Origin of the sequence: Cohaesibacter sp. CAU 1516 (assembly GCF_005771485.1) — a bacterium.
Lineage (GTDB): Bacteria > Pseudomonadota > Alphaproteobacteria > Rhizobiales > Cohaesibacteraceae > Cohaesibacter > Cohaesibacter intestini.
In genome coordinates, this window is sequence record NZ_VANT01000011.1 from 1 (window position 1) to 24,846 (window position 24,846).

The 24,846-nt window shown below is 56.0% G+C and carries 18 protein-coding genes; 7 read left to right on the forward strand and 11 right to left on the reverse strand.

The window, feature by feature from the left end; all coding sequences use genetic code 11:
- Positions 1 to 5,541, forward strand: a 5,541-nt coding sequence (locus FDK21_RS18745) for a calcium-binding protein (protein WP_138150435.1), incomplete at its 5' end; no start/stop codon positions are given.
- Between the two features lie 408 nt (positions 5,542 to 5,949).
- Positions 5,950 to 7,023, forward strand: coding sequence for a DUF2336 domain-containing protein (locus FDK21_RS18750; protein ID WP_138150436.1), 1,074 nt, complete (start codon positions 5,950 to 5,952; stop codon positions 7,021 to 7,023).
- A gap of 93 nt (positions 7,024 to 7,116) precedes the next feature.
- Here FDK21_RS18750 and FDK21_RS18755 read toward each other — a convergent pair whose 3' ends face one another.
- From FDK21_RS18755 to FDK21_RS18800, 11 genes are all read right to left on the reverse strand, one after another.
- The gene (locus tag FDK21_RS18755) at positions 7,117 to 8,406 is read right to left on the reverse strand and encodes a glycine betaine/L-proline ABC transporter ATP-binding protein (protein ID WP_138150437.1); all 1,290 of its coding nucleotides are present in this window, start codon (positions 8,404 to 8,406) and stop codon (positions 7,117 to 7,119) included.
- On the reverse strand, positions 8,406 to 9,299 hold the full coding sequence (locus FDK21_RS18760; RefSeq protein ID WP_114007951.1) for a proline/glycine betaine ABC transporter permease: 894 nt from the start codon (positions 9,297 to 9,299) through the stop codon (positions 8,406 to 8,408). Before FDK21_RS18760 ends, FDK21_RS18755 begins: the two co-directional genes overlap by 1 nt.
- A 96-nt stretch (positions 9,300 to 9,395) precedes the next feature.
- The gene (locus FDK21_RS18765; RefSeq protein WP_138150438.1) at positions 9,396 to 10,394 is read right to left on the reverse strand and encodes an ABC transporter substrate-binding protein; all 999 of its coding nucleotides are present in this window, start codon (positions 10,392 to 10,394) and stop codon (positions 9,396 to 9,398) included.
- Positions 10,395 to 10,417: 23 nt separating this feature from the next.
- Entirely contained in the window at positions 10,418 to 10,594 is a 177-nt protein-coding gene (locus FDK21_RS20695) for a hypothetical protein (protein WP_157967520.1), read from the reverse strand.
- A 541-nt stretch (positions 10,595 to 11,135) separates the two neighbouring features.
- Positions 11,136 to 11,417 carry an HPr family phosphocarrier protein gene (locus tag FDK21_RS18770; RefSeq protein WP_114007953.1) on the reverse strand — a complete coding sequence of 94 codons (282 nt, stop codon included), beginning with the start codon at positions 11,415 to 11,417 and terminating at the stop codon, positions 11,136 to 11,138.
- 100 nt (positions 11,418 to 11,517) lie between these two features.
- Positions 11,518 to 11,916 (reverse strand): PTS sugar transporter subunit IIA, encoded by a 399-nt coding sequence (locus tag FDK21_RS18775; protein WP_114007954.1) that lies wholly within the window; start codon positions 11,914 to 11,916, stop codon positions 11,518 to 11,520.
- Positions 11,917 to 12,059: 143 nt separating this feature from the next.
- Positions 12,060 to 12,617: a hypothetical protein gene (locus FDK21_RS18780; RefSeq protein WP_114007955.1), complete on the reverse strand. Its 558-nt coding sequence runs from the start codon at positions 12,615 to 12,617 to the stop codon at positions 12,060 to 12,062.
- Between the two features lie 46 nt (positions 12,618 to 12,663).
- The gene (locus tag FDK21_RS18785; RefSeq protein ID WP_281405413.1) at positions 12,664 to 14,550 is read right to left on the reverse strand and encodes a sensor histidine kinase; all 1,887 of its coding nucleotides are present in this window, start codon (positions 14,548 to 14,550) and stop codon (positions 12,664 to 12,666) included.
- 72 nt (positions 14,551 to 14,622) lie between these two features.
- Entirely contained in the window at positions 14,623 to 15,222 is a 600-nt protein-coding gene (locus FDK21_RS18790) for a glutathione S-transferase family protein (protein ID WP_246657624.1), read from the reverse strand.
- An 82-nt stretch (positions 15,223 to 15,304) separates the two neighbouring features.
- Entirely contained in the window at positions 15,305 to 16,015 is a 711-nt protein-coding gene (locus FDK21_RS18795) for a response regulator transcription factor (protein ID WP_114007958.1), read from the reverse strand.
- A 261-nt stretch (positions 16,016 to 16,276) separates the two neighbouring features.
- Positions 16,277 to 17,236, reverse strand: coding sequence for a glycosyltransferase (locus FDK21_RS18800; protein WP_138150439.1), 960 nt, complete (start codon positions 17,234 to 17,236; stop codon positions 16,277 to 16,279).
- A gap of 280 nt (positions 17,237 to 17,516) precedes the next feature.
- Between FDK21_RS18800 and FDK21_RS18805 the strand changes: the two genes are divergently transcribed.
- The 5 genes from FDK21_RS18805 to FDK21_RS18825 all read left to right on the forward strand — a co-directional run bounded on the left by FDK21_RS18805 (position 17,517) and on the right by FDK21_RS18825 (position 24,844).
- On the forward strand, positions 17,517 to 19,394 hold the full coding sequence (locus tag FDK21_RS18805) for an ABC transporter ATP-binding protein (RefSeq protein ID WP_246657627.1): 1,878 nt from the start codon (positions 17,517 to 17,519) through the stop codon (positions 19,392 to 19,394).
- Positions 19,391 to 21,313 (forward strand): ABC transporter substrate-binding protein, encoded by a 1,923-nt coding sequence (locus tag FDK21_RS18810; protein ID WP_138150441.1) that lies wholly within the window; start codon positions 19,391 to 19,393, stop codon positions 21,311 to 21,313. Before FDK21_RS18805 ends, FDK21_RS18810 begins: the two co-directional genes overlap by 4 nt.
- A 3-nt stretch (positions 21,314 to 21,316) precedes the next feature.
- On the forward strand, positions 21,317 to 22,315 hold the full coding sequence (locus FDK21_RS18815) for an ABC transporter permease (protein WP_114007960.1): 999 nt from the start codon (positions 21,317 to 21,319) through the stop codon (positions 22,313 to 22,315).
- Complete coding sequence (locus tag FDK21_RS18820) at positions 22,312 to 23,487, forward strand: ABC transporter permease (RefSeq protein WP_138150442.1); 1,176 nt, start codon at positions 22,312 to 22,314, stop codon at positions 23,485 to 23,487. Before FDK21_RS18815 ends, FDK21_RS18820 begins: the two co-directional genes overlap by 4 nt.
- Before the next feature lie 142 nt (positions 23,488 to 23,629).
- Positions 23,630 to 24,844 carry a glycosyltransferase family protein gene (locus FDK21_RS18825; protein WP_138150443.1) on the forward strand — a complete coding sequence of 405 codons (1,215 nt, stop codon included), beginning with the start codon at positions 23,630 to 23,632 and terminating at the stop codon, positions 24,842 to 24,844.
- Positions 24,845 to 24,846: the final 2 nt, after the last annotated feature.

The window sequence follows — 24,846 nt, forward strand, 5'->3', positions numbered from 1 at the left end:
ACCCTCACCGTCACCTCTGATGACGGCAATGGCGGCACCTATACCGAAGACTTCTCGATCAATGTCGCCGATCTCAATGAAGCGGTCACCGCTGATGATGCCTCTGAGACCACGTCCGAGAATGTGAGCCTTGATGGCACTGTCACGGCAACGGATCTCGATGGCGATGCGATCAGCTACAGTCTTGATGGCCAGCCTGCCGAAGGCACGGTCACGCTCAATGCAGATGGCACCTATAGCTTTGCTCCGGGCACGGACTTTGATGATCTGGCCGTTGGCGAAAGCCGCACGGTGACCTTTGACTTTACCGCCGACGATGGCAAGGGCTCAACGGATACCGGCACCGTGACCATTGAAGTCACCGGCACCAATGATGCCCCAACTGCGATTGATCTCTCGGCAACGTCCGTTGATGAGAATGATGGCGGCGCGGTGATCGGCACCCTGACCAGCTCTGACGTGGATAGCTCTGACACGCATACTTACACGGTGTCTGACAACCGCTTTGAAGTGGTTGATGATGGCTCTGGCAATATGGTCCTCAAGCTCAAGGATGGTCAGTCTCTTGATCATGAGAGCGAACCGTCTGTTACCCTCACCGTCACCTCTGATGACGGCAATGGCGGCACCTATTCCGAAGACTTCTCGATCAATGTCGCCGATCTCAATGAAGCGGTCACCGCTGATGATGCCTCTGAGACCACGTCCGAGAATGTGGCGCTCAATGGCACTGTCACGGCGACGGATCTCGATGGCGATGCGATCAGCTACAGCCTTGATGGCCAGCCTGCGGAAGGCACGGTCACGCTCAATGCAGATGGCACCTATAGCTTTGCCCCGGGCACGGACTTTGATGATCTGGCCGTTGGCGAAAGCCGCACGGTGACCTTCGACTTCACCGCTGATGATGGCAAGGGTTCGAGCGATACCGGCACCGTCACCATTGAAGTGACCGGCACCAATGATGCCCCAACTGCGATTGATCTCTCGGCAACGTCCGTTGACGAGAATGATGGCGGCGCGGTGATCGGCACCCTGACCAGCTCTGACGTGGATAGCTCTGACACGCATACTTACACGGTGTCTGACAACCGCTTTGAAGTGGTTGATGATGGCTCTGGCAATATGGTCCTCAAGCTCAAGGATGGTCAGTCCCTTGATCATGAGAGCGAACCGTCTGTCACCCTCACCGTCACCTCTGATGACGGCAATGGTGGAAGCTTCGATCAGGACTTCACCATCAATGTCGCCGATCTCAATGAAGCGGTCACCGCTGATGATGCCTCTGAGACCACGTCCGAGAATGTAAGCCTTGATGGCAATGTCACGGCCACGGATCTCGATCGCGATGCGATCAGCTACAGCCTTGATGGCCAGCCTGCGGAAGGCACGGTCACGCTCAATGCAGATGGCTCCTACAGCTTTGCCCCGGGCACCGACTTTGATGATCTGGCCGTGGGCGAAAGCCGCACGGTGACCTTTGACTTTACCGCTGATGATGGCAAGGGTTCGAGCGATACCGGCACCGTCACCATTGAAGTGACCGGCACCAATGATGCCCCAACTGCGATTGATCTCTCGGCAACGTCCGTTGACGAGAATGATGGCGGCGCGGTGATCGGCACCCTGACCAGCTCTGACGTGGATAGCTCTGACACGCATACATACTCTGTCTCTGACAACCGCTTTGAAGTGGTTGATGATGGCTCTGGCAATATGGTCCTCAAGCTCAAGGTTGGTCAGTCCCTTGATCATGAGAGCGAACCGTCTGTCACCCTCACTGTCACCTCTGATGACGGCAATGGTGGCACCTATTCCGAAGACTTCTCGATCAATGTCGCCGATCTCAATGAAGGCGTAACCGCCTATGGCGGCACGGTAACGGTTGCGGAAAATGGTATCCGGTCAGGTCAAGCCTATGCGACGGATGGTGATGGCGACAGCCTGACTTATTCCATCGTTTCAGCGCCTTCGGAAGGCACGGTCACGCTGAATGCAGATGGCTCCTACAGCTTTGCCCCGGGCACCGACTTTGATGATCTGGCCGTTGGCGAAAGCCGCACGGTGACCTTTGACTTTACCGCCGACGATGGCAAGGGCTCGAGCGATACCGGCACCGTGACCATTGAAGTGACCGGCACCAATGATGCCCCAACTGCGATTGACCTCTCGGCAACGTCCGTTGACGAGAATGATGGCGGCGCAGTGATTGGCACCCTGACCAGCTCTGACGTGGATAGCTCTGACACGCATACTTACACGGTGTCTGACAGCCGCTTTGAAGTGGTTGATGATGGCGCTGGTTCCATGGTTCTCAAGCTCAAGGATGGTCAGTCCCTTGATCATGAGAGCGAACCGTCTGTCACCCTCACTGTCACCTCTGATGACGGCAATGGTGGCACCTATTCCGAAGACTTCTCGATCAATGTCGCCGACATCAATGAAGGCGTAACCGCCTATGGCGGCACGGTAACGGTTGCGGAAAATGGTATCCGGTCCGGTCAAGCCTATGCGACGGATGGTGATGGCGACAGCCTGACTTATTCCATCGTTTCAGCGCCTTCGGAAGGCACCCTGACGATGGATGCCAATGGGCAAACGTCCTTTGATCCAGGCACGGACTTTGACGACCTCGCCGTGGGCGAAAGCCGCACCGTCAGCTTCCAGTATCAGGCAGAAGATGGCAAAGGTGAATCCGATGTTGCAACGGTCAATATTGTTGTCACCGGCACCAATGACGCCCCAACGGCCATCATTCTTGATAACAACACGATCAACGAGAATGCCGATGGGGCAACTGTCGGCACCCTGTCCACCACCGATGTGGATACGTCCGATACACATACCTACACTGTCTCTGACAGCCGCTTTGAAGTGGTCGACGATGGCAGTGGTACGCTCTCGCTGAAACTGAAAGACGGCCAGAGCCTCGACCATGAGACCGAGCCAAGCGTCAATCTGACGGTTACCACCAATGACGGCAATGGCGGCACCTATTCCGAAGACTTCTCGATCAATGTAGCCGATGTCAATGAAGGCGTTACGCTGACGGCAGAAGGATCCTTCAACTTCCTCTATAACGGCAGCTTTGAGCAGTTCAGCAATGGCGTGCATGGTGGTGGAGACGGCACTGGTTGGTACGAAGGTGCGACGATTGACGGTTGGTCACAGACCAACATTGATGTGCATGAAGGTGGCCATATGGGTCTTGGAGCGACCGATGGGGATCATCATGTGGATCTGGCAGGCACCACCAACGGATCGTTGAGCCGCGAAATGCAAGGCATGGAAGACGGTGATACCTACAGCTTGTCGATGGATTTAAAATCCCGCGGTGCCGATGGCTCGGGCACGGGTGATGCCTCAGCTGCGGCTGGGCAGAGTGTGGTCGAGATCGTCTGGAATGGCGAGGTGATTGCCACGGTCGACCCATCCACCGATGGGATGGGCTGGCATACTTACACCTTTGACATCGTGGGCGGCTCTGGCGACGGCTCGAATGTCATCACCTTCAACGAAATTGGTTCCGACAACAGTTTTGGTACCATCCTCGACAACTTCCAGATCACTGATTCCGATGGCTTCGGGGTGCTGGAAAATGAAGCGGGAGCCAAAATCGCCACCCTTGGTGTGATTGATGAAGATGTCGGCGACAGCTACAGCTACACTGCTTCCGATAGCCGCTTTGAAGTGGTGGATGATGGCTCCGGCACAATGATCCTCAAGCTCAAAGACGGGGCGTCCCTCGATCATGAGGCGGAACCGACAGTCGATGTCACCGTGACGGTGACCGATAGCGCGGGCAATTCGGACAGCCAGATCCTCAATGTCACAGTTGGCGATATCAACGAGACGCCTTTGTCGATCGAATTGAGCGGCACGATGGTGGTTGAGGACAATGCCGGCGAGATCATCGGCATCTTGACCACGACCGACACCGATGATGGCGACAGCCATACCTACACTGTCTCTGACAGCCGTTTTGAGGTGGTTGAGGATAGCGGCGACATGGTGTTGAAGCTCAAAGATGGCCAGAGCATCGATGCGGACGCTGAACCGACCGTCAATCTGACGATCACCTCTACCGATAGCGGCGGCATCTCGACGCAACAATCCTTCGCGATTAATGTTGACCCGATCGCAGATGCGCCGAGCCTTTCTATCGGCAATGCCCAGACAACAATCATCAACACCAACTTTGAATCCCTTGCCGGGGACACGTCGGCCTTCCTGCCGGAAGCCGAAGGCTGGCAGACCGACAGTTCCGTCGAGGTGTGGCAGGGTGATACGGTCGATTATGGTGCCGCGAGCACCCATATCGAGCTGAATACCGATCCGCGCGATGGCTATGCGGATGCCCCGAATATCTATCAAACCGTCGACACGGTTGACGGAGCAACCTACACTCTGACCCTCGATTATGCCGGGCGGCCGGGCTATGGCGCAGATGTCAACACAATCGAAATCATCTGGGACGGTCAAGTGGTTGCCACCATTTCGGACAATGCGCAGGATAGCACCACCTATAACTGGCAGACCCACACCATCAACCTGACGGGTGATGGCGATCCTTCCAAGATCGAGATCCGCGAAGCCGGTGTCGATGTGGATTATGGACGCGGTATGCATATCGACAATATCTCTATGGTCGAATCCATCACCTCTGCAGCCCATGGGGAAGCAGGAGCGGCCATCAACTTGCCCGATATCCTGCCAACCCTTCCAGACAATGACGGTTCTGAGAGTCTGGCCCTGTCCCTTGGCAATTTGCCGGACGGCACGGTCCTGAGCGACGGCAGTCATACGGTGACCATTGGCGCTGATGGGGGCAGCGGCGATATCGCCAGCTGGGATCTAGACAACCTGCAGGCAACACCGCCTGCGGACTATGTCGGTACGGTGAATGTGCAGGTGACCGCCACAACGACTGAAATGTCCAATGGAGACACCGCCACCACCACGACTAGCTTCGACATTCAGGTCGAGGAACCACACATTGTGAATGAGGTGACGGGCACCTCCGCTTCTGAAACCCTTGATGGCACCAATGGTGAGGACCTGATTTCAGCCAGTGCCGGGGATGACACCATCAATGCCTATGACGGCAGTGACATCGTCTATGGCGGCGACGGCAACGACACGATTGATGGCGGCAGCGGCAATGACACCCTGTATGGTGACCATGGCAGTGACGTGATTGTTGGTGGTAGCGGCTCCGATATGATCTATGGCGGTATCGGCAATGACACCATGTCCGGAGGCGATGGCAATGACAGCTTCTTCTACATGATGGGGGATGGCAACGACAGTGTGAATGGTGGCACTGGTTCGGACTGGACCGACTCAATCGAGATCTTGGCCGCAGATGGCACGGAGACGACCGAGTATGGGACCGACTGGACCATCAACTTGACCTCGGGCTATTCTGGGATCACGCCGGACGGCGAACAGATGCTGCTCAGTGACGATGCCACTGGCACCATCGACTTTGCCGATGGCAGCAGCATCACGTTCGAGAATATCGACCGTATCGCCTGGTAACCAACGAAGGGCAGGATTCGGGTCGCGAGCCTTGTAGATCGACCCGAAACAACTGGCCTTGCCTTAAAAATCGGCCTTGGAGACAGGGGTTTCCAAGGCCTTTATTGCTCCGATGGATGGAGCTTGTCCCATGTGGCCTCTGGAGCGATGCCTTGAGACCCAAAGCCACCAACAGACCGCTATCCTTTTGGTCGGTCTTTTTCAACCAAGTCCAGTTAGGGAACGTTGTTTAAGTTTGTTGCAATTAACTTAATCTTAGACTCGGGCGCCTAGACTTGTTTCAGATTGGGTTCTGTTTAAGACAGAGCTGCTTCAGGATCCAGAAGACTTTCAGGTTGACGCCGCTGATGACCATGGCGCGACACCAATGATGTGGGTTGCAACCCGCGCGACAAGAAGAGTTTGTTCATGCTTGATACCATCACAGATCTAGCCCGCGAAAAGTCAAGTGACAAACGCAGAGAACTGCTCGGTCGTGTGGCTGACATGTTTTTTGATGGCGCCGAGCATCATTCTCAGAAGGAAGCCGTGATTTTTCGCGATATCGTGCTGAAAATGCTCGATGATGTCGATCTTGAGGGACGCGCGGAATTTTCCGAACGCGCCGCACCCCATGACAGTCTGCCGTCTGATGTCGCACGCCAACTGGCGCAAGACGACGTTGCGGTGGCCGGACCGATGTTGCAGCATAGCCCGGTCCTGACCGATGACGATTTCGTTGCCTTTTCCCAGTCCCTGTCCCCAAGTCATCTGGCAAGCATCGCCCAGCGTGAAAGCCTTTCGGGCACGGTTACCGATGCACTGATCGAGAATGGCACGCGGGAAGTCTGGCACAAGGTGACCCAGAACAAGGGCGCAGAAATCACATCCAAAGGGTTTGACAAACTGGTTAACAATGCCTCTGGCGACCAAATCCTCCAGGCCAGTCTGAGCGCCCGACCTGACATCACGATCGAGGCCGCCAAAAACCTGCTGCCATTGCTGCCTCAGGAAGGCAAGCAACGTCTGGTGCAATTGTTCGAACAGGATTCGGCCATGGGCGGCGAGTTGCTCGATATGGCACAAAAACGTGTTACCGCCGAAAAGCTGGATGGACGCAAGGGCCGGATTGAAACCAAGTTGCTGATCACCGATGTGAAAGAAGGCAAGGTGCAATTGTCTGACGCCATCATCCAACTGGCCGAAGCTGACCGCAGCGCAGACCTCATCTCTCTTCTTGCTGCCATGGCTGATATGGATGAACCACTGGTTTCCAATGCCTTCTATCAGGAAAATGACGACCCGATCGCCATCCTGTGCAAGTCACTGGATGTCAGCGTCGATGCCTTCACCCGTGTGATGCGGGTGCGATGTGATAAGCTGAAGCTGCCACTGAGTGCAGGCGGTCGCAGCATCATTCGTTACAAGGAACTGGATATTTCCTCTTCCCAGCGCGCGATGCGGTTTGTCCAGATGCGCAAAAATCTCGGGCAAGCAAGCTAGGGCTTGCCGGGACTGTCCGTCAAACCACCATGGTGCTGAAATAACAAAGGGGGCTTTCGCCCCCTTTTCTTTGTCTTGTTGATATAAGAGCGGTCACGCCGGTTCTGGCTTCTTCGCCTCTGATGCTTTCTCTCTTGCTTCGGAGCTCGCTTCAACGCCCTCTTCGGCATCTTTCGATTTTGCGTTATTCTCCTCGGAGGACGACTCATTGCTCAGAACACCGGCAAGATCATCCCGCGACAACGAGCCATGGAACTCTCCTTCGTCATCGACCACCGGCACCGGATAGTCAGCGGAAAGGGTCTCAGGCAGCACTTCCTCTAGCGGAGCATCCGGCGAGATGTGCGGCACATCGGCATAATGCTCTTCGCAGAGCTCGGCCTTGGCATCTTCCTGATAATATTCCTCAAGGCTTTCCTGAGTCAGGGTACCCTGATAGCCCTCATCGGTGACGTGATAGGCATAATCATCGGAATGGGCCCGCATTTGCTTGAGTGCTTCACCGATGGTGGCTGCGGTGATACGGAAGGCCTGGGGCTGCATAACCGTTTCCACATTCAGGGCCCGGGCGCGGTTGACGTCGCGCACGAAGGCCTCGACATAGTCGGTCGCCGGGTTGAGCAGGATTTCTTCCGGCTTGTCGTCCTGAACCAGCTCACCATCCTTGAGGATGGCGATGTTATTGCCAAGACGCAGGGCCTCATCCAGATCGTGGGTGATGAAGATGATGGTCTTGTGCAGCTTTTCCTGCAACTCGATCAGCTGATCCTGCATTTCCGAACGGATCAACGGGTCGAGGGCAGAGAAAGCCTCGTCCATCAGCAGGATTTCAGCGTTGGTTGCAAGGGCACGGGCAAGCCCGACGCGCTGCTGCTGACCACCGGACAATTGCGAGGGATACTGGTTCTCATAGCCAGCCAGACCGACCGTTGCCAACCATTCGACACCCCGCTCATGGGCTTCCGCCTTGCTCACGCCCTGAACCGTCAGACCATAGGAAGCATTATCGAGCACTGTGCGGTGAGGCAAAAGGCCGAAGCGCTGAAAGACCATCGACATTTTGTGACGGCGGAATTGTTCCAGCTCTTTTTCCGACAGCTTCATCACATCTTCGCCGTCAACGATGATCTGGCCTTCGGTCGGATCGATCAGCCGGTTGAAGTGGCGGATGAGTGTCGATTTGCCCGATCCGGACAGACCCATGATCACCGAGATATCACCCTTTTTGATCTTCAGGTTGATATCCTTGAGACCGAGCGTATGGCCGGTTTGGGCGAGGATATCGTCCTTGCTCAAACCCTGATGGACCAGTGGCATATGCTTTTCAGGTTCATTGCCAAACAGCTTGTAGAGCCCTTTTACCTCAATCAATGTATCAGACATTAGTGGGCTCCTTTCATATGCTTCTGGCTACGCTGGGCGTAAGCCTGGGATACCCGGTCGAAGATGATGGCGAGCGCCACAATTGCGAGGCCATTGAAAAGGCCGAGGGTGAAATACTGGTTGGTGATCGATTTGAGAACCGGCTGGCCGAGGCCTTTCACGCCGATCATCGAGGCCACAACAACCATCGCCAGAGCCATCATGATGGTCTGGTTGATGCCTGCCATGATGGTCGGCATGGCGAGCGGCACCTGAACACCGAACAGGCGTTGGTGCGGGCTCGCCCCAAAGGCGGTCGCGGCTTCCAGCACTTCCTTGTCGACAAGGCGAATACCAAGGTTGGTAAGGCGAATGACGGGCGGAATGGCATAGATGACCACAGCGATCAGGCCGGGAATCTTGCCGATGCCGAGCAGCATCACAACCGGAATGAGATAAACGAAGGCAGGCATGGTCTGCATGATGTCGAGAATCGGCGTGACAACCGCCTGAACCCGATCAGACCGGGCCATGGCAATACCGACCGGAATGCCCACGACAATCGCCATCAACGTGCAGACCGTGATCATCGAAAGGGTCCGCATGGTGTCTTCCCACATGCCGAAATAGCCGATCAGCAACAGGGAAATGACAACACCGATCAACAATTTCCAGGAGCGGCTGGCGCTGAAGACAATGGCGCCGATGGCCAAGATAATGATGGGCCACGGGGTGTTCAGCAGCAGTTTCTCGAACCAGATCAAAAAGGCAAGAAGGGGATCGAAGATCGTTTCGATGGCTTCGCCATATTCACGGGAGAAACTGCGATAGGCACCGTCCAGAGTTTTGCGGATAGCAACAAGGGTGCCTCTATCAAGTGAGGGGAATTCGCTCAGCCATGACGCATCCGCCATTTGCTTGCCTCCAATATGTCTGTTTAAAAAACAAAATCCCGGGCCCCAAGCAGGGTCCGGGATTCGTGCGCCTATGACAAGGCGCAATCATGCTTTCTAGAGCTCTGCGAGCGCTTTCTTGACTTTTTCAGCCGCTTCAGCAGGAACCCAGGAAGACCATTGGGCTTCATTTTCTTTCAGGAAGTGGATGCCAGCAATTTCGCCGTCAGCCTGATTGTCTTCCATCCATGCCAGAAGACCGTTCATCTGGGAGTTCTTGAAAGAACGCTTGCCAAGATAAGCGGCGATCTCTTCATGTTTCTTGGAGAAATCACCGGTGGTCACAGTCCAGACTTCAGAAGGCGGATACATGGTTGGTTTTGGATCCGCGCAATCTGCCTGGGTGATGCATTCCTTGAATATTTTGTCGTCGACGCCGGAACCGAAGTCAACTTTGACCATTTCATACTTGCCGAGCACAGCGGTCGGTGCCCAGTAGTAGCCGAGCCAGCCTTCGCCACGCTCATAGGCCTTGGCAATGGAACCAGAGAGGCCCGCGCCTGAACCCGGATCGACAATTTCAAAGCCGGCCTCTTCCATGTTCAAAGCCTTGAACAGGTTGCCGGAAGAAATCTGACAGTTCCAGCCAGCCGGGCAGCCATAGAAGCCTGCGAGGGAATCGTCTTCCGGATGCGGGAACATCTTGACGTTCTTCAGCACCCCTTCGATGGTTGCAAGGCTAGGATCCTTGTCGACCATATATTTCGGTACCCAAAAGCCCTCTTCGCCGCCATCAGACAGGGAGGCGCCGGTAATGGCCAGACGACCTTCTTCGACACCCTTGTCAATGGCTTCGCGCATGGAGTTAACCCAGAATTCCGGAGCAATGTCCGGCTCACCCTTCTCGGTCATCGATGCGCCAGTCGGCATGGTGTCGCCAGGAACCAGCTCGGCTTCACAGCCATAGCCGTGTTCGAGAATGAAGCGGTCAACATTGGCGATGAGCGTTGCAGAGTTCCAGTTCATGTCTGCGATGGTGACTTTGCCACAATCTGCAGCCTGTGCAGCAAAGGCGGAGCCTGACAGCATCAAGGCTGCGATCACAAAGCGTTTCATATTTACCTCCGGGATGGTATGTCTCATATATTCTGATCCACTGCAGGACGGCTTTGGGATGCCATCTGGATAGGTAGATCAATCTCGTTGCAGTTGAAGCGACCGCGCACAGGTGCGCGAAGGGTGATCTCGTGCATGACCGGGGCCGACATCACCCCGGAATTCTCAAAAGAATAAAATCCGAACTTGGGACTGTTCACGCAGTCTTCCTTGTCTGTTTAATGGTCCAGATTTTCGCAGCAGACAGAAGATTAACAATTCTCTTTATGGCTCGTCAATCAAAGATCTCCAAAATCCTGTCGATCAGGTTCGACACTGCCACTGCCTTAAAAAAAATAGTTCACCAATATTTCCAATAAATACCCCAGATAAAACGGAAACAACTTTTTACATTTACTCTAAACTTCCAAAATACAATCGAAATCTTTATTTTAAAAACCATTTTGCAGAAAACAACTTAGGACACAATCTGAGGTTTCAGCAGGAATGATGCATTTTCAAGACTTCGAACGGCTTTTTACTGATCAGGAATAGGGCCAATCGGTCCGGAAAAAACCAGATCAATGCGACCAATTGATGCGCCCAAAATGGCGGGGAAAACTTTTTGCAAAGCGGCTTCAAAGGGTCTGAAAGGTCGAATTGAAGAGCGAAGGTTGCCCGAATGAGAATAGAAAAAACAACATCTTGGTGCACTTTTTGCGGCGCACATCTTGCAAGTGCGAACAACCCAGCTCGCTTGCTCTATTCCCCTTCGCCGAAGCGGTCTTCGATCAGAGTGGAGATCGCCTTCAGCGCGTCTTCAGCCTGATTGCCCGACGTCACAACGTCAATGTGACAGCCCGGCGCTGCCGCCAGCATCATCAAACCCATAATTGACGTGCCACACACCGTGTGACCGTCCTTGGAGACCTGTACGTCCGCATCAAACTGATCAACTGTCTGGACAAACTTGGCCGATGCTCTGGCATGCAGGCCACGCTTGTTCTTGATGCACAATCGTTCGGAGAAAGAGGACTGGGACACGTCTGACGAAACGGCTTTCTTGGCAAGGGGTTACACTCTATTGACTGCCCTTGCCCAGAATCACGTCAGGGATCTGGACGAGCCGGTCGGAACACTCCGCTCAGCCGGACAGCAAGTCACTGGCAATATTAATATATTTTCGGCCTGCATCACAAGCCTCATGAACAGCTTCGGTCATCGTACGGTCGGCGCGCACACTGGCCAGCTTGATCAGCATCGGTAGATTGACACCGGCCAACACTTCAATCTTGTTCTCGTCCATGACGGAAATCGCCATATTGGACGGTGTTCCACCGAACATGTCGGTGAGCAAAACCACACCATCGCCCTTGTCGACCGCTTCGACGGCGGTGAGAATATCCTGACGCCGCTGCTCCATGTCATCATCCGGGCCGATGCAGATGGTCTCGATCTGCTCCTGTGGCCCGACCACATGTTCCAGCGCGGCACGAAATTCTTCGGCCAGTCGACCGTGTGTAACAAGGACAAGACCAATCATGGAATGTCTGCTCTCCTTCATATGTCCGGCACCCCGACGGGTTTTAGTCAGGATGGTCCTTACTACATCCCGTTGGGCACCAAAGACTGCCTATCTTCACCAACATGGGGACGAACGCAACCCCAAAAGACAGCCCTGAGCCGTCATCCACCAGCCTTCCATGTGGATAGACGGGCAAAAATCAGATCACAAGCGAGTGCGGATTGGCGCTCCGGTGCCTGCAGGTGATCAATGCGAACACCCTGCACGTCCAATCGGGCCTCATCGCGCGAGGGCATGCGCACAATGTCTTTGGCATCGGTCAGGTCGATCAGCAGGTGCATGACAGCACTGGTCAGATGATGGGCAGGGGACAGTTCGGTGACACCAAAGCCCCTCACCTCTTGCAGCCGCCGGGTTGCCAATGGTGCAAAAGCCAGAAGGGATGGAGCTTGGTGCTCGGCGCCAGCAGTTCGCGCGAGGCGGACATAATCGTCGCTGATAAGAGCAGCATAGAGGCCGCGATGGTCGGCCTCTTGCCGCAAATGACGCTGAAGCAGGGACTTGCCACTGCCGGTAGCCCCTCTGATCAGGATGCCGAGACTGCCGATCACCAGTGAAGCGGCATGCATGATGTCACTGCCTTGGGCCAGATGATCGGGGATGTCGAAGATGGGCCCATTGCGGGCTTCGTCATGGTCCGGGTCAAGATAAAGCGACATGGCAGGCTCCCAACAGCCTAGATTATTTGGTGCTCATTCACCCAGCTTAGCTGTTTTGGTCGGATTTGGGATCAAGCCTTTTCGTCGCATTGACAGGACCTGCGGGCAACTCGACCGTAAAGCGAGCACCGAGAATCGTCGCTTCGGCCTCTTCATGGGCGGGGTCTTCGTCCGGCGCACTGGTGCGATTGGACGCGCGTATCGTCCCCTGATAGGCTTCGACGATCTGCTTGGAGATGGACAGACCAAGACCGGAATTCTGACCGAAATCCTCGCCCTGCGGACGGTCGGTATAAAAGCGCTCGAAGACACGATTGACATCCTCGGCCTGAATGCCCGGTCCATGATCGTCGACGGTCACAACGACCTTCTTGTCCTGTCTGGTCAGGGCAACATCGACGGTGCCGCCCGGCGCGGTAAAGGAGCGGGCATTGTCGATCAGATTGACAAAGACCTGCCCCAGACGACTGTCGTTGCCATGGACCATGAAAGCATCGTCCATGTCCTCACCACCGGACAGGCTCAGCGTGACATGAATGTCGGATTTGGACCCGATTTCATCCTGAATGGTGACGATCGTTTCCATCAGGGCCTGCAGATCAAGGGGCTCGGAATCCTGTCGCGCCAGCTCTGCGTCCAGACGCGAGGCGTCTGAGATATCCGAGATCAACCGATCAAGGCGCCGCACGTCATGTAGAATGATGCCCACCAGCCGCTCACGGGATTCCGGTTTCTTGGCCAGAGGCAGGGTTTCTACCGCCGAACGCAGGGAAGTCAGGGGATTCTTCAGCTCATGGGCCACGTCGGCCGCGAAGGCTTCGATTGCATCCATGCGCTGATACAGGGTTTTGGTCATCGCCCGCAAGGATTGGCTCAATTGACCGATCTCGTCCTTGCGGTCGGAGAAATCCGGGATCTGTTCGCGGGCCTTGACGCCGCGACGCACCCGTTCTGCGGCTTCGGACAATTTGCGCACCGGGCCGGCAATGGTCCCGGCGAGCAGAATGGACAAGGTACCGGTCACCAAGGCGGAAATCAGAAAGACCCGGACAATACCCCAGCGCTCTGCCTGAACGATTTCATCGATTTCCCCGTCGCGGGTGGAGAGCAGCAAGGCGCCTGCAATGACACGGGAGCGCTGGATCGGCACGGCAGCAGAGACAATCAGACGTCCTTTGTCGTTGACCCGGACAATCGACGCGGCCGACCCGTCAAGGGCCTGGGAGACTTCCGGATAGCGACGCCCGTCGGTGCTGCCCAGCTCTTTGTAGAGGGGCAGATCGGCCTGTCGGATCCAGCTGACGAACCGGCTCCAGACTTCCGTCCAACCCTCCTCGCGCTCCACCTCCGGCTCGGGCAGATTGAAACGCAGGATGCCACGGGCATGAAGCTGGCGGGAATCAATCACCAAATTGCCAGCCAGATCATAGATACGGGCACGGGTGTCGGTGGGTGAAATAGCCGCGCGTAGAATGGGAGCCGCCCGTTCGGGATCGATGGGAAACTCGAAGAATCCGAAGGTATCATCAGTCGGTGTGAAGCTTTCACCCGCCTGCAGTTCCAGCAGCCGATCCGGATTGATGGTGATCGCGTCGGCGTCAGCCGCCGCTGAGGCCGCTACGGCCCCGGCGATGATCTTGCCCTGAGTCAGCAGAGAAGAGACGCGGGCATCGATCAAGCCTTCGCGGAACTGGTTGAGATAGAGAATGCCAAGCACCAGCACAGCCAACGCGGCAAGATTGAGAAAGACGATCCGACGGGTCAGGGAAGAAAAGGCAATTGAAGCACCAAGGCTGCGCAAGGGCGCAAGGCTGCGCTTCCGGCTTTCACCGGAAGAGGCTCGCTTGGCTTCCTGTTTGTCCCTGCTTTTCTGCAACATGGTCTTCCAGTCTGCGGATATGCCTGCCTTATGCTTTGTCGGCTTATCCCTCATTCATTCTCTGATCGCCAAGACACGGGCCTTGCCCTTGTCATATCCGCCTTGGCTGGCGCAAACCGGCCCTCTTTATGCGTGTTTTGGCAGACGTTCAGCCAAGGCTGGATAATGCGCGCGAAACGCATCCATAAATTCGTTGATCCATGGCCATTGCTCTTCCCAACGCCCGGCAAAGCGAAGTGCCAGATACCCTGCCATTCCGGCGAGAGCCAGATGGCCACCATTTAGCCCATCAGCCAATGTTGGTGGGGCCACCTGCAATCGGTCGAGGCCCCGCGCGACTTTCTCCCACTGCCGGTCAAGCGCCAGCTGGTATATCTTGTCATCGGGGCGAAAGCGAATTTCATAGGCCTGTGCAAGCAGGCAGTCGGTGATGCCGTCACCAAGCGCTTCGAGAACCTCCACGTCGGTTCGGTCCGAAGGATCCTCAGGGTAGAGCATGCCACCGCTTTCGCGGTTGAGGAATTGCATGATTGCGCGGCTGTCAAAAATGGCCTTGCCGTCATCGGTCAAAAGGGTTGGTATTTTACCCAAGGGATTGTTTTCAATCAGAACATCCGGGTCGTCCGTCGTGACAACCGTAGCGCACTCAGCTTCGATGTTGCAGAACCGCGCGGCCATGCAAACCTTCGAGGAATAGGGGGAGGTTGGGGAAATGAGAAATTTCAAAGCAGAATGTCCTGTATGGAATAGGCAGATTGTCGATGCTTTTTCAACATCCCTCTATTGGCGCTCCGGTTGATCGATCGGATCAACCCTGTTCCCGGAACCGGTAACCGACCCCATAGAGGGTTTCGATCATATCGAAATTGTCATCGGCTGCCTTGAATTTCTTGCGCAGACGCTTGATGTGGCTGTCAATGGTTCGGTCATCGACATAGACCTGATCTTCATAGGCGGCATCCATCAGGGCGTTGCGGCTTTTGACCACGCCGGGACGCTGGGCCAGCGCAAAGAGGATCAGAAACTCCGTGACCGTCAGGGTGACCGGTTTGCCATCCCAGCTGCAGGTATGCCGCTCCTGATCCATGCTCAGCAGACCGCGCTCCAACAGGTCGGCCTTAGCGGTCTGACCATCGGAAGAGACTTTTACCTCACGGGCCTGTGCCCGGCGCAAAACCGCCTTCACCCGCTCGACCAGCAGGCGCTGGGAGAAGGGTTTGTGAATGAAATCATCCGCACCCATTTTCAAACCGAACAGCTCGTCGATCTCATCATCCTTGGACGTCAGAAAGATCACCGGCAGGTCGGTTTTCTGGCGCAATCGGCGCAGAAGTTCCATCCCGTCCATACGGGGCATCTTGATGTCGAGGATCGCCAGATCCGGCGGGGCATGCAACAGGCCATCGAGACCCGAGGCACCGTCGGTATAGGTGTCCACTTTGTATCCTTCGCTTTCCAGTGCGATGGAAACAGATGTCAGAATGTTGCGATCATCATCGACAAGGGCAATTGTTGCCATGCCGTTTCCTTTCCTTGACCGGTTCGCTGTGCGTTGCTTCACAGCCTCTTTGACCAGAGGCCTGTGGCTGCGAACCGCTGTGAGCCAGACCTATTGTTGAAACGCTCGGACAGATCCGATTCTCTCCAGAGGATTGGCCCAGACGCAGGAGGAAAATCCGTTTTTTCCCCACTGCCATCCTCAGACCAAAGCCGTCAATCTGCCATTGGTTTGAGCACTATAACCCGAAATGCGCCAAAATAAGGCAGCTTCTTTTCCGTGTTACCATTCCTTCCAATCCATCAACAGGCCGTTGGCCCCGCCCGCAGCCTCGGCAGCCTGACAAGCCGCCCTGATATCTGCCAGCGGCGTCTGTGCCTTCAAGCTTGCGGCAACAAAGGCCGGATCGAGCAACTGGATCGGGCCGCGACGCGCGATCAGGGTGAAAAGCAGCGGGCCAGTGCTCCACCATGCGGGCGCGTCAGCCAAGCGTTTCAGGACATCGGGGATCGCCTCGATCATGCCCGTCATTGCCGGATGACCGGCGGGCGCCGCAATGAAGGAATTATAGAGCAGCATGCTGCCCCACCCAAGATTGCGCGGGACCGGCTCGGCCATGGCCGTCAATCCGGCCATCGACATAAAGGCATCAAAGCTCCGGTCCATTCGGGCGGGATACCAGTCGCAATCGAGATAGATGCCACCCTCGCGGGCGAGGATAACATAGCGGGCCACATCAACCGCACCGGGATAATCGCCTGCTGCCAGCATGTCATTGAATTCAGGCAGCACATCAATGCCGAGTGTTTGCAGATCGGCTTCGCGCCAGAGCTTGTATTGATACCCATTGCTTGCCGCATGGCTGGCCCATGCGCGGGTTGCTTCTGGCACCGGGCGCTCCCCGATCCAGATTTGATGGATGATTCTGGGGATGGCCTGCTGGTTGGCCGCGACAATCGCGCGTCTGTCATCGGGGCTGACTTTGGTCAGATCAGCCAAAAGCGCCGGGTCAGGCACAAGGTGATATTGATAGGCAATCTTCAACAGGGCATTGCCGTCGCGTTTGGCGGTGCGCAGCATCGCGGCATGCAGCTTGCGCGGCAAGCCCAACGCTGTGTGAGGCTGGACTGCCATCACCCCAGTGTCCTGTTTGGCCGCCTCCAGCACCTGCCAGGCGCGTTCGTTCTCTCCGGCATCGCGCAGGCTGGCGGCCGCGGCGAGCACTTGTCTGAGTTTTTCCATAGGCGCTCCGGTCTTTTTCCCTCTATGATCAATGTGATTTCTGTTTGTCACTTTGATCATGCTATTGATCTTGAAACTCATTGGATCAAGCATGCGCAAAAACTCGCATGCCCATCTTGGAAAGTCTGCATCGCTTGAGATAGTCTCTTCCTTCACGGATTTCAAAATTTTGGGAATTTTCATGTCGCCCACCGCTCAAGACCCAGTGCAGGTGCCCAACGCATCCACCGATCCCACAGCCATTCCGACCGTGGCTCAAGACCTGCTTCGCATTGAGGGGATGTCGGTTGATTTCTCGCTGATCGGCGGCGGACATTTCAGGGCGGTGAAAAATGCCAGCCTGCGGGTCTTGCCCGGCAAGGTGACGGCTCTGGTCGGCGAGTCCGGATCGGGCAAATCGGTCATTTCTCAGGCGGTGATGGGTATCGCGCCGAGGACGGCGACAGTCAAGGGCAATGTCTGGTTCGATGATGCCCGCTATGACGAGCCACCAGTGGACCTGTTGACCCTGCCCAAGGATGGCGCAGAAATCCGCCATGTTCGCGGCAACCGCATCGGCATGATCTTTCAGGAGCCGATGACGTCCTTCTCGCTGATGCACACGATCGGCAACCAGATCAGCGAAAGTCTGGCGATCCATACGAATCTGTCACCCATGGAGCAAATCGAGCTTTGCCACGAAACGCTGGCGATGGTTGGCTTCGACAATCCGCAGCGCATCTATGAGATGTATCCTTTCGAGCTGTCCGGAGGCATGCGACAGCGAGCGATGATCGCCATGGCGCTGATATGCTCCCCCTCGTTGCTGATTGCTGACGAGCCGACCACGGCGCTCGATGTGACCATTCAGGCGCAGATCCTGAAATTGCTCAAGGACTTGCAGACCAAGCTCAATATGGGGGTGTTGCTGATCACCCATGATCTTGGCGTGGTGGCCAATATGGCCGATGAGGTGGTGGTGATTCACCGCGGCAACATCATGGAGATGGGGTCGGTGGACGACATTTTTCGCAACCCCACCCATCCCTATCTCAAGGGGCTGATGGAAGCCGTGCCGCATTTCGGCATGGGACAGGGGGATCGGCTGAAACCTCTGCGCGAGATCCCCATCGACAAGGTTCGGGGGCTCGGCAATTATACCAAACAGAGCGACGCTGCCAATGGCAACAGCGCGGCACCGCAAGTCATTCTCTCAGTGCAGGGCATCAACAAGAGCTTTGCCACCCGCAAACAGAGCTGGGGCCTGAAGGCATCGGGACATGCCCCCAAAAAGGCCGTCTCCGACGTCAGCTTCGATATTTTCAAGGGTGAATGTCTCGGACTGGTCGGGGAAAGCGGTTGCGGCAAGACCACCCTGTCCAAGATTCTGATGCGGGCACTGGAGCCCGATGAAGGATCGATCCATTATGTGGACGAGCAGGGACCAATTAATATCAGCGAATGCAACGGAGCGGCCCTGCAAGCCTTGCGCTCGGATATTCAGATGGTGTTTCAGGATCCGGTCTCGTCCCTGTCGCCGCGCATGACGGTGAAGAATATCCTGACCGAACCGCTCGACATCCACCAGTTGGGTAACCGGAAAGACCGGCTGGATGTGGCTGAGAATCTGCTCAGCGCCGTTGGGCTGGATCGTGCCTCGCTCAACCGCTATCCGCACAGCTTCTCTGGCGGACAAAGGCAGCGCATCGGCATCGCCCGGGCCTTGGCACTTGGTCCCCGTCTGGTGGTTTGTGATGAGCCGGTCTCAGCACTTGATGTGTCGGTGCAGGCACAGATCCTCAATCTGCTCAAGGATCTGCAATCGGAACTGGGTCTGACCTATCTGTTCATTTCGCACAATCTGGCGGTGGTCAATTATATGGCGGACCGGGTGGCGGTGATGTGTTCGGGGCGCATCGTCGAGATTGCCCCTTGCGAAGCCTTGATGGCCAATCCGGTCCATCCCTATACCCGTTCGCTACTGGAAGCGGTGCCCTATCCGGATCTTGACCGAAAGCTCAATTTCGACATTCCGATGAAAGCCAGCAGCGCCTTGCAGGATACATGGCCGTCAGACTTCCAGTTTGACGATGAGAATGCCCTGACGATGATCGATCTGGGCGGCGACCACAAAGTGCTCGCCAAACGAGGCGCAAGCATCGAGGGAGCACAGGGATGATCACCAGACGCAACGCACTGAGCCTGCTGGCCAGCGCCGCCACCCTGCCCTTGTTGCCGATCGGGGCCAAGGCGCAAGCAAGGGATCTGGAACCGGATTTTCTGAAAATTCTGGTCGCCAAGGGCAAGTTGCCACCCGTGCAAGAGCGGTTGCCCAGCAATCCGCGTGTCGTCAAGCTCGCTCAGATGGGGCGTGCCGCCGGACGCTATGGGGGCACATTGCGGACCCTGATTGGTGGCCAGCGGGGCATTCGGCTGGTGCCAATCAACAGCTATGCCCGCCTGATCGGCTATGACGAAGCACTCAATCTGGTGCCAGACCTGCTGGCTTCGTTTGAGGTGGACGCGGATAGCCGCGTCTTCACCTTCAAACTGCGTGAGGGGCATCGCTGGTCGGACGGGTCTCCCTTTACGGCAGAAGACTTCCGCTATTGCTGGGAAGACGTGATCCTCAATGAGGAGCTTTATCGTGGCGGTCCACCGGCCAACATGCTGATTGACGGCAAGCCACCGATCTTTGAAGTGCTTGATGAACTCACCGTGCGTTACACATGGCACGACACGATGCCGGATTTCCTTGCCAATCTGGCCCAGCCAGTGCCACTCAAAATCTTCATGCCATCGACCTATCTGAAGCAGTTCCACGCGAAGTACCAGCCGTCTCAGAAGCTTGAGGAGCTGTCCTACAAATATCGGGTGGATGACTGGGTACGTCTGCATAAGCGGGTTTCGCGCACCAATCGGCCGGAAAACCCCGATCTGCCGACGCTGGAAGCCTGGATGCCGCGCACCAGTCCGCCTGCTGAGCAATTTGTCTTCACCCGCAATCCCTATTATCACCGGGTGGACGAGAATGGCCTGCAACTGCCCTATCTCGACCGGCTTGAACTCAATGTCAGCACCAATGACATCATTCCGGCTGCGACCTCGAGCGGCCAGAGCGATCTGCAGTTCGGCGGTCTGACCTTCTCCGATTTCACCTTGATGAAAACCGCAGAGGAAACCAACCATATCAAGGTCAGTCTGTGGCGACGGGCGCAGGGTTCGAGCTTCGCGCTCTATCCCAACCTGACCTACAAGGATCCGGTCTGGCGCGACGTGTTCCGCGATGTGCGGTTCCGCCGGGCGGTGTCGCTGCTGATCAATCGCGAAGAAATCAACAAAGCGCTGTTTTTCGGACTGGCGGCAGAGAGTGCCAATACGGTCTTGCCGGAAAGCCCGCTCTATAAGGACGCCTATGCGCAAGCCTATGCCCAGTTTGATCCGGACGCAGCCAACCGGCTGCTTGACGAGATGGGGCTCAAGACAAAGCGCTTCAGTCGCCAGCGTCATTTGCCCGATGGGCGTCCAATGGACATCATCATCGAGACCGCAGGGGAAAGCACCCTTGAAACCGACATACTGGAACTGATGACCGATCATTTCCGCCGCTGTGGCATTCGCATCTTTACCCGCTCAACCCAGCGCGAGGTGTTTCGCAAGCGGGCGATCGGTGGTGAAATCATGATGGCGGTGTGGTTCGGTCTCGACAATGGGGTGCCAACAGCGGACATTTCGCCTCAGGCATTGGCCCCGTCAGCGGACGATCAGTATCAATGGCCTGTTTGGGGTATGTATTATCAATCCGCCATGACCAAGGGCGAGCCGCCTGACATGCCCATCGTAATGGAACTGGTGGATCTGCTCAAGCAATGGCGTCATGCGACCAACCACGCACAGAAAACCGAAATCTGGCATAAGATGCTGCAAATCCATGCGGATCAGGTCTTTTCAATCGGGACCCTGAACAGTGCCCTTCATCCGGTCGTCTCGGCCGCCAACTTGCGCAATCTGCCGGAAAAGGGGCTTTATGGCTATTATCCCATGTCCTATCTGGGCGTCTACATGCCGGACACCTTCTGGTATGACGAGGAAAGCTGACCCATGCTGAGTTATATCTTGCGGCGCATCGTCATGATGATCCCGACCTTGCTGATCATTTCAGCCTTGGTCTTCACCATCATCCAGTTGCCCCCGGGCGATTATTTCGACAGCTACATTTCCGAGCTGCGCGCCATGGGCGAAGCCTCCGATCTGGCGGAAATCGAGGAATTGCGCGAACGCTATGGCCTCGACAAGCCCGTGGTTGAGCAATATGTCCGCTGGGTTGGTGGCATGCTGGTGGGGGATTTCGGCTATTCGTTCGAATATCGCCTGCCGGTCAGCGATGTGGTCGGTGACCGCTTCTGGCTGACGGTGCTGGTCTCTATGCTGACGATCATCGTCACCTGGGCCCTTGCTTTCCCCATCGGCATCTACTCGGCCACCCACAAATATAGCTGGGGGGATTATGGCCTGACCTTCCTTGGCATGATCGGCATTGCGGTGCCGAATTTCATGCTGGCGCTGGTGATTATGTATTTCTCCAACAAATGGTTCGGCATCTCAATCGGTGGGCTGATGGACAAGGCCTATCTCAACCAGCCGATGAGCTGGCCGAAATTTTGGTCGATCCTTGAGCATCTGTGGATTCCGGTGCTGATCATCGGTACGTCGGGGACGGCGGCTATGATCCGCCGCCTACGGGCCAATTTGCTGGATGAATTGCAGAAGCAATATGTCGTGACGGCGCGGGCCAAGGGTCTGCACCCCAAAAAGGTGCTGCATAAATATCCGCTGCGCGTGGCGCTCAATTTCTTTGTCTCCGACATTGGCTCAATCCTGCCCGCGGTCATTTCAGGGGCCGAGGTGACGGCAATCGTGCTGTCGCTGGAAACCACCGGGCCGATGCTGGTGCGGGCGCTCAGTTCCCAAGATATGTATCTGGCGGGCTCGTTCCTGATGTTCCTCGCCTTCCTCACGGTGATTGGCATGCTGGTGTCTGACATCGCCCTTGCCTTGCTTGATCCACGTATCCGTTTCGGGGGAGGACGCGCCAAATGACTGCCATGCTGCCGCCACCGGGCGCTCCGATCAAGCATTATGTCTCAGATGCTCCGTTCGACCCTTATGCGGTCGAACAGGATGAGGGCGATCAGAAAGGCCTCGCCGCCGCTTCGCAATTGCGGCTGATGTGGATCCAGTTTCGTCAACACAAGCCTGCCGTGATTTCGGGGATCTTCCTTCTGGTCTGCTATCTGAGCATTCTGTTCAGCGAGTTTCTGGCCCCTTACAGTCTGGAAACCCGCAATCTCGACGACATCTATGCCCCGCCACAATCGATCCATCTGTTCCATGAAGGCAGCTTTGTCGGCCCCTTTGTCTATGGCCGGACGATGGAACTAGACATGACGAAATTGCAGCGGGTCTATCAGGACAACAAGCAGGATGTGCAGCCCTTGCGGTTTTTCTGTAAGGGCGAGCCTTACAAATTCTGGGGTCTGTATGACGGCGATTTGCATCTGATCTGCCCCGCCGAAGGGGGTAAATTCTTCTGGCTGGGGACAGATCGGCTAGGCAGGGACATTTTGTCGCGCATTCTCTATGGGGCGCGGATTTCGCTGACCATCGGCCTGTTCGGCATCATCATGAGCTTTGTGCTCGGCATCGTGATCGGTGGCTTGGCAGGCTATTATGGTGGCTTCATTGACATGACGGTGCAGCGGATCATCGAAGTGCTGCAATCGATCCCGTCGATCCCGCTTTGGCTGGCCTTGGCGGCGATCATTCCGGTGACCTGGCATCCGTTGTTGGTCTATGCGGGCATCACGCTGATCCTCGGACTTCTGGACTGGACCGGATTGGCCCGCGCTGTTCGCTCCAAGCTTTTGGCCCTGCGCGAGGAAGATTATGTGCTGGCTGCCCAATTGGTGGGGGCCAAGCCAAGGCGGATCATTTTGCGCCATCTGGTGCCCGGCTTCATGTCGCATCTGATTGCCAGCGCCACCCTGACCATTCCGGGCATGATTCTGGGCGAGACCGCGCTCAGTTTTCTCGGTCTTGGCCTCCGGCCGCCGATCACTTCGTGGGGTATCTTGCTGACCGAAGCCAGAGGCATAAACATAATTGCGCTCTATCCGTGGCTTTTGTTGCCGGTTGTTCCGGTCATTTTGGTGATTCTGGCCTTCAATTTTCTTGGAGATGGGTTGCGTGACGCTGCGGACCCCTTTAGGTAGCACCATGTTGTAGAAAAAGAGGCGCGCAGTCGCGATTTTGCCAGTGACCTACAGTTCAGAACATATTGCGTTCGAGGCCCCTGTTTCATCGGGGTTCCATACCAGCAAAGATGGCACTTCATTCATTGACGGTGAGAGAGACATGGCACGTCGAAATCTGAATATTCGCATCATGATGTATAGCCATGACACGTTCGGGCTGGGGCATCTGAGGCGCTGCCGAACCATCGCGCATTCACTGGTGGAAGATTTCAGTGGTCTGGAAGTGTTGATTGTCTCCGGCGCGACGATTGCCGGTGCCTATGAATATCGAGCGCGGGTCGATTTCGTGAAGGTCCCCAGCGTGATCAAACTGCGCAATGGCGAATATAGCTCGATGGAAAAGCATATCGACATCAAGCAAACGCTGGCCATGCGCTCTGCCATCATTCGCCAAAGTGCCGAGATTTTCAAACCGGACATCTTCATTGTCGACAAAGAGCCCATGGGCTTGCGCGGCGAAGTAGAGGAGACTCTGCGATATCTCAAGGCCCATGATACCCGTCTGGTGCTGGGCTTGCGTGACGTGATGGACGCGCCCCACTTGCTTGATGCGGAATGGGCCCGCAAGGAAACGATGGACAAGATCGACCATTTTTTCGATGAGATCTGGGTCTATGGACCGAATGACTTTTACGATCCGCTGACTGGCCTCGATGTGCCGCAGTCGGTGCGCGACCGGATGGAGTTTGTCGGCTTTCTGCAGCGTCAGACCGCCATGTCGGATGAAGGCAGCCATGCGCTCGACGAAGGGGACTTCATTCTGGTCACGACAGGCGGTGGTGGCGATGGGGATGATCTGGTGCGCGATGTGCTCAATGCCTATCATCATGATCCCAGCCTGACGACCCGAGCCCTGATCGTTCTGGGTCCCTATCTGCCAGCTGAAGATCGCCATGCGCTGATCGAGCTTGGCGCTGACATCGATCATGTCGATATGATTGCCTTTGACAGCAAAATGGAAAATCTCGTGGCCAAGGCCAAATATGTGGTCGCCATGGGGGGCTACAACACCTTTTGCGAGATCATGTCCTTTGACAAACCTGCCCTGATCGTGCCGCGGACAGAACCGCGTGAAGAACAATTGATCCGAACAAAACGCGCCGAAGAGTTGAATTGGGTCACAATGCTCTTACCTGAGCAGTCAAGAGATCCTGCCACCATGGCAGCCGCCCTCAAAAAATTGATCCATCAGCCGGCCCCCTCGGCCCATGCGAATGGCATCAAACTCGATGGGCTGGTCAATATATCCGACAAGATCGAGCGTTTGTTTGTGCCGGACGGCAACGACGCAAAGAGCGAAGCCGAAAAGGCCTGAAT

What these genes read in the sequence shown, in the direction of transcription:
- FDK21_RS18750 (WP_138150436.1), top strand. Translation starts at nt 5,950, where the DNA reads ATGCTTGATACCATCACAGATCTAGCCCGCGAAAAGTCAAGTGACAAA.
- FDK21_RS18755 (WP_138150437.1), bottom strand. Translation starts at nt 8,406, where the DNA reads ATGTCTGATACATTGATTGAGGTAAAAGGGCTCTACAAGCTGTTTGGC.
- FDK21_RS18760 (WP_114007951.1), bottom strand. Translation starts at nt 9,299, where the DNA reads ATGGCGGATGCGTCATGGCTGAGCGAATTCCCCTCACTTGATAGAGGC.
- FDK21_RS18765 (WP_138150438.1), bottom strand. Translation starts at nt 10,394, where the DNA reads ATGAAACGCTTTGTGATCGCAGCCTTGATGCTGTCAGGCTCCGCCTTT.
- FDK21_RS18775 (WP_114007954.1), bottom strand. Translation starts at nt 11,916, where the DNA reads ATGATTGGTCTTGTCCTTGTTACACACGGTCGACTGGCCGAAGAATTT.
- FDK21_RS18780 (WP_114007955.1), bottom strand. Translation starts at nt 12,617, where the DNA reads ATGTCGCTTTATCTTGACCCGGACCATGACGAAGCCCGCAATGGGCCC.
- FDK21_RS18785 (WP_281405413.1), bottom strand. Translation starts at nt 14,550, where the DNA reads ATGAGGGATAAGCCGACAAAGCATAAGGCAGGCATATCCGCAGACTGG.
- FDK21_RS18795 (WP_114007958.1), bottom strand. Translation starts at nt 16,015, where the DNA reads ATGGCAACAATTGCCCTTGTCGATGATGATCGCAACATTCTGACATCT.
- FDK21_RS18800 (WP_138150439.1), bottom strand. Translation starts at nt 17,236, where the DNA reads ATGGAAAAACTCAGACAAGTGCTCGCCGCGGCCGCCAGCCTGCGCGAT.
- FDK21_RS18805 (WP_246657627.1), top strand. Translation starts at nt 17,517, where the DNA reads ATGTCGGTTGATTTCTCGCTGATCGGCGGCGGACATTTCAGGGCGGTG.
- FDK21_RS18810 (WP_138150441.1), top strand. Translation starts at nt 19,391, where the DNA reads ATGATCACCAGACGCAACGCACTGAGCCTGCTGGCCAGCGCCGCCACC.
- FDK21_RS18815 (WP_114007960.1), top strand. Translation starts at nt 21,317, where the DNA reads ATGCTGAGTTATATCTTGCGGCGCATCGTCATGATGATCCCGACCTTG.
- FDK21_RS18820 (WP_138150442.1), top strand. Translation starts at nt 22,312, where the DNA reads ATGACTGCCATGCTGCCGCCACCGGGCGCTCCGATCAAGCATTATGTC.
- FDK21_RS18825 (WP_138150443.1), top strand. Translation starts at nt 23,630, where the DNA reads ATGGCACGTCGAAATCTGAATATTCGCATCATGATGTATAGCCATGAC.